This window comes from Rhizobium ecuadorense (genome assembly GCF_001187535.1).
In the GTDB taxonomy this organism is placed as follows: domain Bacteria; phylum Pseudomonadota; class Alphaproteobacteria; order Rhizobiales; family Rhizobiaceae; genus Rhizobium; species Rhizobium ecuadorense.
Window position 1 is genome coordinate 173,906 of sequence record NZ_LFIO01001065.1, and the last position, 14,322, is coordinate 188,227.

The window sequence follows — 14,322 nt, forward strand, 5'->3', positions numbered from 1 at the left end:
AGCTATTTCCTCATGCCGACGTCTCCGAACAAAACCCGCAGAGCTTAATCGGATACCGCCACACTTTGCATTGAGTAGGATCAATCGGTGCCGCAATTTTGTTTACGGAAAAGGTGATCGAAGAAGCCGCGAGCGCTTTTTTGCGCTGCAAATGGCTCTCGATCGATGGCGTGCGCTGTCATGAGGAAGTCAGCGATGACGATTCGCCGAAGCCTGGCGGCGACGCGGCGTAGGGGCGCCTTAGGTTTGGCGAATAAATGGACCCGGCATGGACAAGAGAGAAACTGGAGCGGGCGAAGGGATTCGAACCCTCGACCCCAACCTTGGCAAGGTTGTGCTCTACCCCTGAGCTACACCCGCTCAATCCGCATCGGTCCGGGGTAGTTGTTGGACCGTGGGCGCCGCCTTGTGGCGACGGGCGCTATATGGCCTAACGGATTTTCAAATGCAACAGGGAAATGACGGAGAGGCGAAGAAAAATTCGCAAGGTCGCATGAGGCGGGCGGAAAGGCCGCAAATGCGGGGGTAGAGCGTCGGTGGCGAAGATTGCCAAATGATGGGGACGGATTTAATCAGGACGCCTCGACTTTGTCCCTCCTGCGCAATGGATTGCCCGATGCCCGAAAACGCCCCCAAGACAAGAGAAGATCTGTTCGCTTTCCTCGACGGCCTCGGCATCGCCCATAAGACGCTCGATCACGCGCCTGTTTTCACCGTGGCCGAATCGGTTGCGCTGCGCGACGAGATCCCCGGCGGCCACACCAAGAATCTCTTCATCAAGGACAAGAAGGACAGGTATTTTCTGCTCACCGTGGAGGAACATGCCGAGGTCGACCTCAAGCAGGTGCATAATATTATCGGCGGGTCCGGCCGGGTCTCCTTCGGCCGGGCGGAGAAGCTGATGGACTATCTCGGTGTCATTCCCGGCGCAGTGACCGCCTTCGGCGCGATCAACGATACGGCAGGAAATGTCACTTTCGTGCTCGATGCTGATCTGATGCGCGAGGAAATCGTCAACTGCCATCCGCTCTCCAACGACGCGACGACATCGATTGCGAGCGGCGACCTCATCCGTTTCATGGAGGCGACCGGACATAAGCCGCTTGTCTTGAAAGTGACGTCCTGACATACGATTTTAGCGCTACAATGATGCCGGCAGGATCGGCGCGGCGGGAGATATCTATGAGCGGCAGCGACAACCCCTATAACGGTTCCTTCGGAAATCAGATGACGGCGACGACAAGCTTCGGCGCGCAGCCGGCGCCCGCGGCTGGGGCAGGCGGCTACATCACCGACACGACGACCGCGAATTTCGGCAAGGACGTCATCGAGGAATCGCGCAAGCAGCCGGTTCTGGTCGATTTCTGGGCGCCCTGGTGCGGACCGTGCAAGCAGTTGACGCCGGTGTTGGAAAAGGTGGTCAACGAAGCCAAGGGCCGCGTCCGGCTGGTCAAGATGAACATCGACGACCATCCCTCGATTGCCGGCCAGCTCGGCATCCAGTCGATCCCCGCCGTCATCGCCTTCGTCAACGGCCGCCCCGCCGACGGCTTCATGGGCGCGGTGCCGGAAAGCCAGATCCAGCAGTTCATCGACCGCATCGCCGGCCCGGCCGGCGCCGACGAGGCGGCCGAGATCGAGGCCGTAGTCACCGAAGCGGCAGAATTGCTGGCCGCCGGCAATCTCAATGAGGCGGCCCAGCTCTACGCCGCCGTGATGCAGGCCGATCCCGAAAATGCCAAGGCGATTGCCGGGATGGCCGAATGCATGATCGCCGCCAACCAGCATGAGCGGGCGCGCCAAACCCTGACGGATCTGCCGGAGGAGCTCGCGAAAGACGCCGGCATCCAGGCGGTGCTGAAAAAGCTCGAACAGATCGAGGAAGCCCGCAAGCTCGGCGATCCCGTTGCGCTCGAACGCGACCTTGCCGCAAACCCCGACGACCACGAGGCACGGCTGAAGCTTGCCAAGATCCTCAATGTCGAAGGCCGGCGCGACGAAGCGGCCGAGCACCTGCTGCTGATCATGCGCAAGGACCGCGCCTTCGACGATGACGGCGCTCGCCGCCAACTGCTGCAGTTCTTCGAGGTCTGGGGCTTCAAGGATCCGGCGACGGTTTCGGCCCGGCGCAAGCTTTCGGCGATGCTGTTCTCGTAGCGCGTTGCGGCTCCAACAGGACGGCAAGGCGCCGGATCGCTTGAACCGGTGTCCAATCCTGTTGAAAGCCGATTCCGATTTTCCGGGCTATGGGCTAAGTTTCGAGCATCTGCCCTTGCGTTTTCGAGCGGGGGCACCACATTCTCGTCAGGACGGGCATGCCCGTTACAAGAATGCGGGACGGTTACATGCAAGTCGGGAATGCCAGATACCTGAAGCCGGGCGATCTGCCTGATACGATCGCCGTCTTCCCCCTGACCGGGGCCCTCCTTCTGCCGGCCGGGCAGCTTCCGCTCAACATTTTCGAACCGCGTTATCTGGCGATGCTGGATGCGGCACTGACGGGAAACCGGCTGATCGGCATGGTCCAGCCGGCGCTCGGCGAACACGAGGACAAGGGCGGCGATCCCAACCTTGCCGCTGTCGGCTGCCTCGGCCGCATCACCTCCTTCGCCGAGACCGGCGACGGGCGTTATATCGTCTCGCTGACCGGCGTCTGCCGCTTTCGGTTGCTGGAGGAGAAAGCGACCAGCGATCCCTTCCGCACCTTCCGTATCGCGCCTTTTATCGCCGATCTCTCGGCCGCCAACGAGGAGGAGGCGGTCGACCGCGCAGCCCTTCTGACCGCCTTCAAGGCCTATCTCGATGCCAACAAGCTGGAAGCCGATTGGGAGAGCGTCGAGCGGGCGAGCAATCTGACGCTCGTCAATTCGCTGGCGATGATGTCGCCGTTCGGGCCGGCGGAAAAACAGGCGCTGCTGGAGGCGCCCGATCTGAAGACGCGGGCCGAAACGCTGATCGCCATTACCGAGATCGTGCTGGCGCGTGTCTTCGGTGACTCCGACACGGTTCTGCAGTAGACTTCGGCCATGGACGAAAAACTCAGCCGCGTCGATCCCAAGCTGCTCGATCTCCTGGTCTGCCCGCTCTCCAAGGGCCGGCTTTCCTATGATCGCGAGCACAATGAGCTTGTCTCGGAAAAGGCGCGGCTTGCCTATCCGATCCGCGACGGCATTCCGATCATGCTGGTCTCCGAAGCCCGTCGCCTCGACGAATAACGCTCTTCAAATCAAGCTTAAATTGCCTGGCCGGCCAGCAGCCGCGGATTGTCCTTGGCCGTCGTTCCGGCCGCCTGGCCGATGAAGAAGGATTTGAGGCGCGGCAGCCGGTCGACGATGCCGAGGCCGACGTCGCGGGCGATGCGGATCGGCGTTGCGTCGTTGGAGAACAGCCGGTTCAGCACGTCGGTCGTCATGCCCATGCGGAAGGTGTCGAAGCGCCGCCAGGTCTGGTAGCGTTCGAGAATGTTGATCGAGCCGATATCGAGGCCGAGGCGATCGGCCTCGACGATCGTTTCGGCAAGGGCCGCCACATCCTTGAAGCCGAGGTTCAGGCCCTGTCCCGAAATCGGGTGAATGCCATGGGCGGCGTCGCCGGCCAGCGCAAAACGCGGCGCGACGAAGGCGCGGGCGAGTGTGAGGCCGAGCGGGAAGGCGCGTTTGTCGCCGATGACCTTCAGCGCCCCGAGTTTGTGGCCGAAGCGGCGTTCGAGTTCTTCCTCGAAAACCAGGTCGTCGGCGGCGACCAGCCGGTCGGCATCATGCGTCCGTTCCGTCCAGACCAGCGAGGAGCGGTTGTTCCTGAGCGGCAGGATGGCGAAGGGGCCGGCCGGCAGGAAATGCTCCTCGGCGCAGCCCTCATGCGGCCGCTCGTGTTCGACTGTGGCAACGATACCGGACTGGCCGTAATCCCAGGTGACGGTCTTGATGCCGGCGAGGTCGCGCAGTTTCGAGCGCACGCCGTCGCAGGCCACCAGCAGCCGGCTCTCCAGCGTGCTGCCGTCCGAAAGCGTGACGGTGACATGGCTATCGTGCGTTTTCAACTCCGTGGCGCCGAGGCCATGGCGGATGTCGATGCCGAGCCGCTCGCAGACGCCGCGCAGCGCTGCGACCATCGCCACATTCGGGATCATATGGGCGAAAGGCCGGCCTTCGGCCACTTCGCCGTCGAAGGTGAGAAACACCGGACGGACCGGATCGGAGGTTTTCGAGTCGGTGACGATCATCTTGGTGATCGGCTGGGCCTCCGGCTCGATCTCGTTCCAGATGCCGAAGATTTCGAGCATTTTCGCCGCCGCCGCGATGACGGCCGAAGCGCGTGTGTCGTTTTTCCAGACATGCTCCGGGGCCGCCTCGACGACCGCGACATTCAGATGCGGTGCTGCCTGCTTGACCGCGACAGCGGCGGAAAGGCCGACATAACCTCCGCCCACAACCAGCATATCCAGCATCGCGCCGCTCCCTTACCTTGTGCCTCAGATGTGACCTATATAGATCATCGCCACTTCACTTCCTACCGCCGGGAGGCATGCAAAATGACGCGCGAGACATCAGGGCCTTCGGCGATGGAGACGCTGCTTTCGACGCTCGACCTGGAGCCGATCGAAGTCGATATCTTCCGTGGGCGCAGCCCGCAAGCCGGCTGGCAGCGGGTCTTCGGCGGCCAGGTGATCGGCCAGGCGCTGATGGCGGCGCAGCGCACCATCGAGGGCGCGCGTTTCGTGCATTCGCTGCATGCTTATTTCATGCGCCCCGGCGATCCCTCGGTGCCGATCATCTATCAGGCGGAGCGGATCCGCGACGGATCGAGCTTCAATACGCGGCGCGTCGTCGCCATCCAGCACGGCAAGGCGATCTTGACGCTGTCGGCCTCCTTCCAGGTGGAGGAGCCGGGCTTCGACCACCAGATCGCCATGCCCGAGGTGCAGATGCCGGAGGCGCTGCTCGGCGAACAGCAGATCAAGGATCAGTATCTGACGCATGCGCCGGAGGCGATCCGAAAATACTGGCAGCGCGAGCGGCCGATCGAGATCCGTCCCGTCTCGCTGACGCATTATTTTTCCGACAAGAAGCTCGATCCCAGACAAGATGTCTGGGTGCGCGCCACCGGCCCGGTTCCCGACGACCGGCTTTATCAGGCGGCCGTCCTTGCCTATCTCTCGGATATGACGCTGCTCGATACGTCGCTCTATGCGCACGGCACCTCCATCTTTGACCAGAGCCTGCAGGTGGCGAGCCTCGATCATTCCATGTGGTTCCACAGACCCTGCAGGCTCGACGACTGGCTGCTCTACACGCAGGACAGCCCCTCGGCTTCGGGCGCCAGAGGGCTGACCCGGGGCAGCCTCTTTACCCGATCGGGTGAGCTGATCGCCTCCGTTGCGCAGGAAGGTCTGATTCGGAAAAAGGCAAATGAATAAATAATATGCATCTTTGAAAATTTGCGCATTATTTGTGCGCTTGTTGGGCGGTCATTTGCCGGTCATTTGCCTGTTTATTGGCGCCCTATATTATAGTTGTTGTTTTTCAATAAGTTATATCCCGCCTCGAATCTGGCACGTCCTTTGAATGTATATCGCCGGTCGCTGTCCAGGAATGTCAGCGGCAAGGAGAGTCGGCTCCGTGCCGAGGATAACGAAGGATGGGAAACCAGATGAAAATTGTGATGGCTATTATCAAGCCGTTCAAGCTCGATGAGGTCCGCGAAGCTCTTACGGCGATCGGTATTCAGGGGCTGACCGTCACCGAAGTGAAGGGCTACGGGCGCCAGAAGGGGCATACCGAAATCTATCGCGGCACCGAATATGCGGTCAGCTTCCTGCCGAAGCTCAAGATCGAAATCGCCGTTGCATCGGAACTCGTCGACAGGGCTGTCGAAGCCATCGCGGCGTCGGCCAAGACCGGCCAGATCGGCGACGGCAAGATTTTCGTCTATTCGATCGATCATGCCGTGCGCATCCGTACGGGCGAAACCGATTCAGAAGCGCTGTAAGCCGCAGATCAAGGAGCTTTTTTCAATGTCGACTTCGAAGTTTTCTTCCCCCTTTGCGCTGATCTGCGCAACAACAGCTGCGCTTCTAGCGCCGGTTGTCGCTTTCGCGCAGGAGGCTGCGCCCGCCGCCGCCACGACCGCTGCTGCCGCTCCGGCCTTCACCATGGACAAGGGTGACAATGCCTGGATGCTCATCTCCTCGGCGCTCGTTCTGCTGATGACCATCCCCGGTCTTGCGCTGTTCTACGGCGGCCTCGTGCGCGCCAAGAACATGCTCTCCGTGCTGATGCAGGTGTTCATGATCACCGCCGTCGTGGCGCTGCTTTGGGTGACCTACGGTTATTCGCTCGCCTTCACCGACGGCGGCTCGCTGAACAGCTTCGTCGGCGGCTTCTCGAAGGCGTTCCTGGCCGGCGTCAACACCTCGTCGCTCGCCGAAACCTTCTCGAAGGGCGTCGCCATTCCGGAATACACCTTCATCGTCTTCCAGATGACCTTCGCCTGCATCACGCCCGGCCTGATCGTCGGCGCCTTCGCCGAGCGCGTCAAGTTCTCGGCCGTCATGCTCTTCGTCGTGCTCTGGGTCACCTTCATCTACTTCCCGATGGCGCATATGGTCTGGTTCTGGGGCGGTCCGAGCTCCTACACCTCGCCGGCCGGCCTGATCTTCTCCTACGGCGCAATCGACTTTGCCGGCGGCACGGTCGTCCACATCAATGCCGGTATCGCCGGCCTTGTCGGCGCCATCATGCTCGGCAAGCGCACGGGCTATAAGAAGGAAATCATGGCTCCGCATTCGATGACCCTGACCATGGTCGGCGCATCGCTGCTCTGGGTCGGCTGGTTCGGCTTCAACGCCGGCTCCAACCTCGAAGCCAATGGCTATGCCTCGCTTGCCTTTATCAACACCTTCGTCGCGACGGCAGCTGCCGCCGTCTCCTGGTGCATCATCGAAAGCCTCGCCCGCGGCAAGGCCTCGATGCTCGGCGGTGCTTCCGGCGCGGTTGCCGGTCTCGTCGCCATCACGCCTGCGGCAGGTTTTGCCGGCCCGATGGGCTCGATCGTTCTAGGCCTGATCGTCTCGCCGGTCTGCTACTTCTTCGTCGACGTCGTGAAGAACAAGTTCAACTACGACGACAGCCTCGACGTCTTCGGCGTGCATTGCGTCGGCGGCATCATCGGCGCTCTCGGCACCGGCATCCTCGTCAACCCGGCGCTCGGCGGTGCAGGCATCGTCGATTATTCGACGGCCGATTTCGCAGCCTCCTATGCCGGCACGGCAACCCAGGTACTCGCCCAGGCCAAGGGTGTGCTGACGACGCTTCTGTGGTCGGGCATCGGTTCGGCGATCCTCTACAAGATCGTCGATGTCGTCATCGGCCTGCGTGTGACCGTCGAAGCCGAGCGCGAAGGTCTCGACCTTTCGACCCACGGTGAAGCCGCCTACCACTCCTCTTGATCGCAGCGTTTGCGGCGCCCGGCATAAGGGCGCCGCTTCACGGCCCGTCGCGGCCTATCCAGAGCTTTTCCGGGTTAGACCCGGAAAAGCTGTCATAGACCGCATTTGGCCCGAACCTTTCCAGGTTCGGGCTTTTTTAATTTCCCTGTCCGGAATGCGCGTCCATGCATGCATGGTTAACATCGCTTTAACCCGGCTCTGATTAGGTAGAGCGGACGCATTTTGGCATGGCGAAGCTTCGGTGATTCGCATGCCCTCAGGCATTGGACGGGTTAGACACATGGCAAGAAGCACGTCGCCGGCGATGGATGGCCGTCCGGATCGGTTCTCCTTCTCGGCATTCATGCTGCGGCAGATCCAGGCGCTCATCGGCTTTGCGATCTTTCTGCTGCTGGCGCTCTGCGTCGCGGCGCTGGCGACATGGAACGTCGCCGACCCGAGTTATTCCTATGCCACGGCCAACCTGCCGACGAATATCCTCGGCTACAGTGGTGCTGCCTTTGCCGATCTCGTCATGCAGTTCCTCGGCCTTGCCAGCGTCGTTTCGATGCTGCCGATCGTCGCCTGGGCGCTGGCGCTGATCTCGGGCCGCCGCTTCAGCCGCATCCCCGCCCGTGCCAGCGCCTGGCTTGCCGGTACGGTGCTGTCCTGCGCCGTGATCGGCTGCTTCCCGCCGCCGCTCACCTGGCCGATCCCGAACGGCATCGGCGGTGTCGTCGGCGATATGATCCTGCGTTTTCCCGCACTTTTCGTCGGCGCTTATCCCACCGGCACCTTTGCCATGGTCGTCGGCTGCATCTTTGCAGCACCCACCGCCTGGATGATGCTCTTTGCGTCGGGCCTCGTCGGCCGCAGCGAAGCCGAGGAAGAGATCGAGGAAGATTACGTCGGGACGACAAGCAAGGCCCGCGTCGTCGGAGACGAGGACGAGGAGGACGAGTCGCGCTGGGTCGCTCTCAGCGGTGCGGTGACGCATGCCTGGTACATGAGCCACGGGCGGCTGCGCCGCCTTCTCGGCATGGGGCCGCGCAAGCGCCGCCAGAGCGATTTCGAATCGCCCTATGATTTCAACGATGACGAGTTCGGCACGCTGAACGAACCGGTCCGCGCCAAGACGCCGACCGTCCGCGGCGAGCGCATGGAGCCGTCGATGGAGGCGCGGCCGGCTTCGCCGCGCCGTATTGTTTCTGCGCCGTCGCTTTCCATCGATGACGATGATGACGACGACGATCGGCCTTTCGATAGCGACATGCCGCCGCGCCCGGCCGATATCCTGCCTGACGATGATGACGATGACTGGATGATCCGCGCACCGGCAAAACCCGTCGGCAAGCCGGAACCGCGCGTCGTCCCCGTGGTGGCGCGTCCGAAGCCCAGCGCCCGCATCGAGCGGGAAGCGCAGGGCTCGTTCATCCGTCCCGAGGGTTTCCAGCTGCCCTCGATGCATCTGCTCGCCGAGCCGAAGAACGTCGTGCGCGACTCCACGCTTTCAGCCGATGCGCTGGAGCAGAACGCCCGCATGCTCGAAGGCGTGCTCGAGGATTTCGGCGTCAAGGGCGAGATCATCCATGTTCGTCCGGGCCCCGTCGTCACGCTTTACGAGCTCGAGCCGGCGCCTGGCATCAAGTCGTCGCGCGTCATCGGCCTTGCCGACGATATCGCCCGCTCGATGAGCGCCATTGCCGCCCGCGTCGCCGTCGTGCCCGGCCGCAATGCGATCGGCATCGAATTGCCGAACCAGACGCGCGAGACCGTATATCTGCGTGAACTCATCGCGTCTCGGGATTTCGAAGGCAGCAAGGCCAAGCTCGCCATGGCGCTCGGTAAGACGATCGGCGGCGAAGCCGTCATCGCCGACCTTGCCAAGATGCCGCATCTGCTCGTCGCCGGCACCACCGGCTCCGGCAAATCGGTCGCCATCAATACGATGATCCTGTCGCTGCTCTACCGGATGACGCCGGAACAGTGCCGGCTGATCATGATCGACCCGAAGATGCTCGAACTCTCGGTTTATGACGGCATCCCGCATCTGCTCTCGCCCGTCGTCACCGATCCGAAGAAGGCGGTCGTCGCGCTGAAATGGACCGTGCGGGAGATGGAAGAGCGCTACAAGAAGATGTCGAAGATCGGTGTGCGCAACATCGACGGCTTCAACAGCCGCGTCGAGCAGGCCTTGTCGAAGGGCGAGGCGATCTCGCGCACGGTGCAGACCGGTTTCGACCGCCATACCGGCGAGGCCATGTACGAGACCGAGGAATTCGATCTCAGGCCGATGCCCTATATCGTCGTCATCATCGACGAGATGGCCGATCTGATGATGGTCGCCGGCAAGGATATCGAAGGCGCCGTCCAGCGCCTCGCCCAGATGGCGCGCGCCGCCGGCATCCACGTGATCATGGCGACGCAGCGCCCCTCGGTCGACGTCATCACCGGCACGATCAAGGCGAACTTCCCGACCCGCATCTCCTTCCAGGTGACCTCGAAGATCGACAGCCGCACGATCCTTGGCGAACAGGGCGCCGAACAGCTGCTCGGCATGGGCGACATGCTCTACATGGCGGGCGGCGGGCGCATCCAGCGCGTGCACGGTCCGTTCGTTTCGGATGTCGAGGTGGAAGAGATCGTCTCCTACCTGAAAAGCCAGGGCTCGCCGCAATATCTCGATGCGATCACCGCCGATGACGACGAGGATGGTGACTACGGCGGCGGTGGCCCGGCCGGCACCTCAAACCTTTCGGAATCGGAAGATCCCTACGATCAGGCGGTCGCCATCGTGCTGCGTGACGGCAAGGCCTCGACCTCCTACGTCCAACGCCGGCTCGGCATCGGTTACAACCGCGCCGCCTCGCTCATCGAGCGGATGGAGAAGGAAGGCATCATCGGGCCGGCCAACCATGCGGGCAAACGCGAAATTCTCGTTCCCACAGAAGGCGACATCCTCGACCGCTGAAATAATCGGCATATATTTCCGATGAGGGCCGGTTTTGCGGAAACCTGACGGCAGCCAAGCCGTTACCTCTCGCGGCCGATGGCAACGCCTTGAAGACGCCGCCTTTCGGCAGCATGCAGATCGCATAAAGGAGATTTAGATGAGTAATTCCGACGCCTTCCTCTCCGGCCTGACGGTAACGCGGCGCGATCTCCTCGGTGCCTTTGCTATCGCGGCGACGGCGAGCGCCATTCCCTTCGGCGCTCACGCACAAGCGGCAGCTCCGGCCTCCGGCACCGCGCAGGCGATTGCCGATCATTTCTCCGGCGTCACGACGATGCAGGGCGAATTCGTGCAGTTCGGCCCGCGCGGCGAGCAGACCGGTGGCAAGTTCTTCATCCAGCGCCCCGGCAAACTGCGCTTCAACTATGACGACCCGTCGCCGATGCGGGTGATCGCCGACGGCAAGAACGTCGCCATCGGCAATACCAAGCTGAAAACCTGGGATCTCTATCCGCTCTCCAAGACGCCGCTCAGCCTGCTGCTCGCGCAGCATATCGACCTGTCGGCCGGCATGGTGAAGGGCGTCAAGGAAGAGTCGGATCTGACGACGATCGCGCTTGGCAACAATACGGTGTTCGGCAACTCGACCATCACCATGATGTTCGATCCGAAGACCTACGACCTGCGTCAGTGGACGATCACCGACAATCAGGGCAAGGACACGTCGGTGATGATCTTCAACGTCAAGACCGGCGTGCAGTTCGACGATCGCGTGTTCCGCGTGCCCTATGAGACCATTCCGGGCACACCGCAGTCTCGTGATTGAGGCGTTTTCGGTTGATCGCCGTATGCGGGCAGTTCCCTCCGGTCCGCCTTTGTTCTAAAGCCCTTTCATGAAAGCGTGAGAGGGCATGGGGCATGAGCTTTTCGATCACCACCTGGAATATCAACTCTGTGCGGCTGCGCATGCCGATCGTCGAGCAGCTGGTGCTCAAGCACAGGCCGGATATTCTCTGCCTGCAGGAGACCAAGGTGCCGAACGAGCTCTTTCCGGCCGCACCCTTGCGGGCGATGGGCTATGATCACATCATCATCCATGGCCAGAAGGGCTATCACGGTGTCGCGATCGCCTCGCGCATTCCGTTGACGGAGGATCACCGGCAGGATTATTGCGGCGTTGGCGATGCCCGCCACATCTCGGCGATCGTCGAGCGCGGCAATCGCCGCATCCGGCTGCATAATTTCTACGTTCCGGCCGGCGGCGACGAGCCCGATCGGACGATCAATCCGAAATTCGGCCACAAGCTCGATTTCATCGAAGAGATGAAGCAGCTGAAAGCCAATGGTGAGGCGAATACCTCGGCGATCCTTGTCGGCGACCTGAACATCGCACCGCTGGAGCATGATGTCTGGTCGCACAAGCAGCTCCTGAAGATCGTCAGCCATACGCCCGTCGAGACCGACGGGCTGCTCGAGGTGATGAAGCGCGGCGGCTGGCACGATCTGATGCGCCAGCATGTGCCCGAAAGCGAGAAGCTCTATACCTGGTGGAGCTACCGCGCCAAGGACTGGGAGGCTGCCGATCGCGGCCGCCGTCTCGACCACATCTGGTCGTCATCGGATCTCGGGCCGCATCTCAAACGCATCGAAATCCTCAAGGAAGCGCGCGGCTGGGATCGACCCTCTGACCACGTGCCGGTGACGGCGCATTTCGATTTGTGATGCAGTGGCTTCTCCAGGAGTTCGAAGACACTCATAAGCTGGCTGAGGCGCTGGACCGGCTCGGCATTTCGTACACCTGGCACAAGGTCGTTCCGTTCGTCGGCGAACTCATTCCCAAGCCGGTCGTCGCCGATCCAGGCTCGGTGGTCATGTTTGGCTCCTATTCGCTGTGGAGGAACGCCGAGGCGAACGGCTACCGGCCGGGTGTGTTCAAGCTGCGCCCTTTCGTCCAGGAGCAGGCGTGGCATCCGTATCTTCTCAATGGAGCCGACGCGCTGTTCCTCGCTCTGCGAGATGTCCCTGCCCGTCTGGCCGACGATGGAAGGGAATGGTTCCTGCGTCCTGTTGACGACAGCAAGGAGGAGCCCGGCAATGTCAAATCGACGGATGAGATCATCCGCATGGCGGAGCGGGTCCTCGCGCTCGACGAAGATGAAATCCCGACAGGATCGCTTCGCCACGACACACTGCTGATGTTCACCAAGCCTGTCCGCATTCTGCGCGAATGGCGTCTCTGGGCTGTCAACGATCGTATCGTCACCTACTCGCTCTACAAAGATGGATCACGTGTCATTCATCGCCACGAGATCGATGCAGATGTGCTGGAGTTCGGGCAGCGGATGGTGGACATCAATCCCGGCTACTCGCCGGCCTATGTCATCGATGTCTGTCGTACCGAAGAGGGATTGAAGCTGCTTGAGACGAACTGCCTCAACGCCGCAGGATTCTACGCCGCAGACCTGGTCAAGCTTGCCGCAGCAATCGACAGCTTGGCGCACGGCTGACGATTTGGCTGTATGGCTGCGGGCCACTGGGCTCAGCTGAAGCGATAGAACTGGCTTGCGGCCTTTGCCGCAAGTTCGGCGATATTGTCGCGGATACGGTTCTCGATCAGCCGGGCTGCGTCCGGATATTCTTCGATCAGCCGATGGAAAAGGGCGCGGGTGATGCGGATGATGCTGGTGTCCTCGCGGGCGACCGCGGTGAATTTGCGCTCCACCAGCGTGACCAGCGCCAGCTCGGAGATCAGCGTTCCGGGACCGGCGACCCCTTCTGTCCTCTGAATGCCGTCGCCGCCTGTTGCGCTCAGCTCCAGGCTGCCGCTGAGGATGACATAGGCGCTCTCGGCGGGCGAACCCTGGCGAAACAGCATCTGGCCGGACGCGATCAGGCGCCGGTCGGCGCCGAAGGCGATCAGGCGCAGCTGATCCTCGTTCATGTCCTTGAACAAGGGAAGCTGCGCGAGCATGCGGATGTCGTCAGTCAGCGCCATGCGGGCTTTTCGCCTTAGAGCAATTGCCAGGCAATGCGTGAAACGCTTTTGCCGGGAATTGCGTGAAAACAAAGAGATAGAGCATTTCCGTGATTCGGAGAAAATGGAAATGCTCTAGGGAATGATCTTGTAGCCACCGTTTTCCGTCACCAGGATTTCGGCATTGGAGGGATCGCGCTCGATCTTCTGGCGCAGACGGTAGACGTGAGTTTCCAGCGTATGCGTCGTCACGCCCGAGTTATAGCCCCAGACCTCTTCGAGCAGCACGTCACGGGTGACCACTTTCTGTTCGGCACGGTAGAGATAGCGGATGATCGCCGCCTCCTTTTCCGTCAGCCGGATTTTCTGGCCGTTGTCTGTAGTCAGCAGCTTCTGGCTCGGCTTGAACAGGTAGGGGCCGACGGTAAAGGTCGCATCCTCGCTCTGTTCATGCTGGCGCAGCTGCACGCGAATGCGCGCGAGCAGCACGGCGAAGCGGAAAGGCTTGGTGACATAGTCGTTGGCGCCGGCTTCGAGGCCGAGGATCGTATCCGAATCGGTATCGTGGCCGGTCAGCATGATGATCGGCGCCTTGAAGCCGCCCTTGCGCAGCAGCTTCACCGCCTCGCGGCCGTCCATATCAGGCAGGCCGACATCCATGATCAGCAGGTCGACCGGTGTCGAGCGGGCGGTCGCAACACCCTTGCCGGCGTTGGCTTCCTGCAGAACCGAAAATTCCTCATACAGCGACAATTGCTCCGTCAGCGTCTGACGAAGGTCGTCGTCGTCATCCACCAGAAGAATGGTGCGTGCGGTCATGCCGTTGCGTCCTCATGTTAAGTTCCCTAGTCCTACGCCAAATTCCTGGTTTGGCAAGGATCGGGCGGCGGACTGTTGCCGCGCAGGTTTTCATATGATTTCAATTGGAGTCCCAGACAATCCAAGACATGCGAGAAAAATGGAAAAAAC

General features: G+C 61.6%; 14 protein-coding genes and 1 tRNA gene. 11 read left to right on the forward strand and 4 right to left on the reverse strand.

The window, feature by feature from the left end; genetic code table 11:
- Positions 1–285: 285 nt before the first annotated feature.
- Positions 286–360 (reverse strand) — tRNA-Gly (locus tag AF337_RS19615).
- 256 nt (positions 361–616) lie between these two features.
- On the opposite strand from AF337_RS19615, the gene AF337_RS19620 reads away from it, so the two are divergent.
- The 4 genes from AF337_RS19620 (at position 617) to AF337_RS19635 (ending at position 3,215) form a co-directional block, all read left to right on the forward strand.
- On the forward strand, positions 617–1,126 hold the full coding sequence (locus tag AF337_RS19620) for a prolyl-tRNA synthetase associated domain-containing protein (RefSeq protein ID WP_049733367.1): 510 nt from the start codon (positions 617–619) through the stop codon (positions 1,124–1,126).
- Between the two features lie 56 nt (positions 1,127–1,182).
- Positions 1,183–2,157 (forward strand): thioredoxin, encoded by a 975-nt coding sequence (gene trxA / locus AF337_RS19625; protein WP_049733368.1) that lies wholly within the window; start codon positions 1,183–1,185, stop codon positions 2,155–2,157.
- A 173-nt stretch (positions 2,158–2,330) separates the two neighbouring features.
- The gene (locus AF337_RS19630) at positions 2,331–3,017 is read left to right on the forward strand and encodes an LON peptidase substrate-binding domain-containing protein (RefSeq protein WP_193393647.1); all 687 of its coding nucleotides are present in this window, start codon (positions 2,331–2,333) and stop codon (positions 3,015–3,017) included.
- Between the two features lie 9 nt (positions 3,018–3,026).
- The gene (locus tag AF337_RS19635) at positions 3,027–3,215 is read left to right on the forward strand and encodes a Trm112 family protein (RefSeq protein ID WP_003589705.1); all 189 of its coding nucleotides are present in this window, start codon (positions 3,027–3,029) and stop codon (positions 3,213–3,215) included.
- A gap of 17 nt (positions 3,216–3,232) precedes the next feature.
- Here AF337_RS19635 and AF337_RS19640 read toward each other — a convergent pair whose 3' ends face one another.
- Positions 3,233–4,447, reverse strand: a complete 1,215-nt coding sequence (locus AF337_RS19640) for a ubiquinone biosynthesis hydroxylase (RefSeq protein ID WP_049733369.1) — start codon at positions 4,445–4,447, stop codon at positions 3,233–3,235.
- Positions 4,448–4,531: 84 nt separating this feature from the next.
- Here AF337_RS19640 and tesB point away from each other — a divergent pair, with 84 nt between their 5' ends.
- The 7 genes from tesB to AF337_RS19675 all read left to right on the forward strand — a co-directional run bounded on the left by tesB (position 4,532) and on the right by AF337_RS19675 (position 12,886).
- Entirely contained in the window at positions 4,532–5,416 is an 885-nt protein-coding gene (gene tesB / locus AF337_RS19645; protein WP_049733370.1) for an acyl-CoA thioesterase II, read from the forward strand.
- 221 nt (positions 5,417–5,637) lie between these two features.
- Positions 5,638–5,988, forward strand: coding sequence for a P-II family nitrogen regulator (locus AF337_RS19650; protein ID WP_003543684.1), 351 nt, complete (start codon positions 5,638–5,640; stop codon positions 5,986–5,988).
- A 25-nt stretch (positions 5,989–6,013) separates the two neighbouring features.
- Positions 6,014–7,447, forward strand: a complete 1,434-nt coding sequence (locus AF337_RS19655) for an ammonium transporter (RefSeq protein WP_049733371.1) — start codon at positions 6,014–6,016, stop codon at positions 7,445–7,447.
- A 280-nt stretch (positions 7,448–7,727) separates the two neighbouring features.
- Positions 7,728–10,397 (forward strand): FtsK/SpoIIIE family DNA translocase, encoded by a 2,670-nt coding sequence (locus tag AF337_RS19660; protein ID WP_049733372.1) that lies wholly within the window; start codon positions 7,728–7,730, stop codon positions 10,395–10,397.
- Positions 10,398–10,536: 139 nt separating this feature from the next.
- Positions 10,537–11,205 carry an outer membrane lipoprotein carrier protein LolA gene (locus AF337_RS19665; RefSeq protein ID WP_049733373.1) on the forward strand — a complete coding sequence of 223 codons (669 nt, stop codon included), beginning with the start codon at positions 10,537–10,539 and terminating at the stop codon, positions 11,203–11,205.
- Between the two features lie 92 nt (positions 11,206–11,297).
- Positions 11,298–12,101 (forward strand): exodeoxyribonuclease III, encoded by an 804-nt coding sequence (locus AF337_RS19670; RefSeq protein WP_049733374.1) that lies wholly within the window; start codon positions 11,298–11,300, stop codon positions 12,099–12,101.
- Positions 12,101–12,886: an ATP-grasp domain-containing protein gene (locus AF337_RS19675; protein WP_049733375.1), complete on the forward strand. Its 786-nt coding sequence runs from the start codon at positions 12,101–12,103 to the stop codon at positions 12,884–12,886. The genes AF337_RS19670 and AF337_RS19675 overlap by 1 nt, the downstream gene beginning before the upstream one ends.
- A 32-nt stretch (positions 12,887–12,918) precedes the next feature.
- On the opposite strand, the gene AF337_RS19680 is transcribed toward AF337_RS19675, so the two are convergent.
- Positions 12,919–13,374, reverse strand: coding sequence for a cyclic nucleotide-binding domain-containing protein (locus AF337_RS19680; RefSeq protein ID WP_049733376.1), 456 nt, complete (start codon positions 13,372–13,374; stop codon positions 12,919–12,921).
- A gap of 114 nt (positions 13,375–13,488) precedes the next feature.
- Positions 13,489–14,172, reverse strand: coding sequence for a response regulator transcription factor (locus AF337_RS19685; RefSeq protein ID WP_003582964.1), 684 nt, complete (start codon positions 14,170–14,172; stop codon positions 13,489–13,491).
- Between the last annotated feature and the right edge of the window lie 150 nt (positions 14,173–14,322).

Coding starts and splice junctions, on each gene's coding strand:
- AF337_RS19620 (WP_049733367.1), top strand. CDS start 617: ATGCCCGAAAACGCCCCCAAGACAAGAGAAGATCTGTTCGCTTTCCTC.
- trxA (WP_049733368.1), top strand. CDS start 1,183: ATGAGCGGCAGCGACAACCCCTATAACGGTTCCTTCGGAAATCAGATG.
- AF337_RS19630 (WP_193393647.1), top strand. CDS start 2,331: ATGCGGGACGGTTACATGCAAGTCGGGAATGCCAGATACCTGAAGCCG.
- AF337_RS19635 (WP_003589705.1), top strand. CDS start 3,027: ATGGACGAAAAACTCAGCCGCGTCGATCCCAAGCTGCTCGATCTCCTG.
- AF337_RS19640 (WP_049733369.1), bottom strand. CDS start 4,447: ATGCTGGATATGCTGGTTGTGGGCGGAGGTTATGTCGGCCTTTCCGCC.
- tesB (WP_049733370.1), top strand. CDS start 4,532: ATGACGCGCGAGACATCAGGGCCTTCGGCGATGGAGACGCTGCTTTCG.
- AF337_RS19650 (WP_003543684.1), top strand. CDS start 5,638: ATGGGAAACCAGATGAAAATTGTGATGGCTATTATCAAGCCGTTCAAG.
- AF337_RS19655 (WP_049733371.1), top strand. CDS start 6,014: ATGTCGACTTCGAAGTTTTCTTCCCCCTTTGCGCTGATCTGCGCAACA.
- AF337_RS19660 (WP_049733372.1), top strand. CDS start 7,728: ATGGCAAGAAGCACGTCGCCGGCGATGGATGGCCGTCCGGATCGGTTC.
- AF337_RS19665 (WP_049733373.1), top strand. CDS start 10,537: ATGAGTAATTCCGACGCCTTCCTCTCCGGCCTGACGGTAACGCGGCGC.
- AF337_RS19670 (WP_049733374.1), top strand. CDS start 11,298: ATGAGCTTTTCGATCACCACCTGGAATATCAACTCTGTGCGGCTGCGC.
- AF337_RS19675 (WP_049733375.1), top strand. CDS start 12,101: ATGCAGTGGCTTCTCCAGGAGTTCGAAGACACTCATAAGCTGGCTGAG.
- AF337_RS19680 (WP_049733376.1), bottom strand. CDS start 13,374: ATGGCGCTGACTGACGACATCCGCATGCTCGCGCAGCTTCCCTTGTTC.
- AF337_RS19685 (WP_003582964.1), bottom strand. CDS start 14,172: ATGACCGCACGCACCATTCTTCTGGTGGATGACGACGACGACCTTCGT.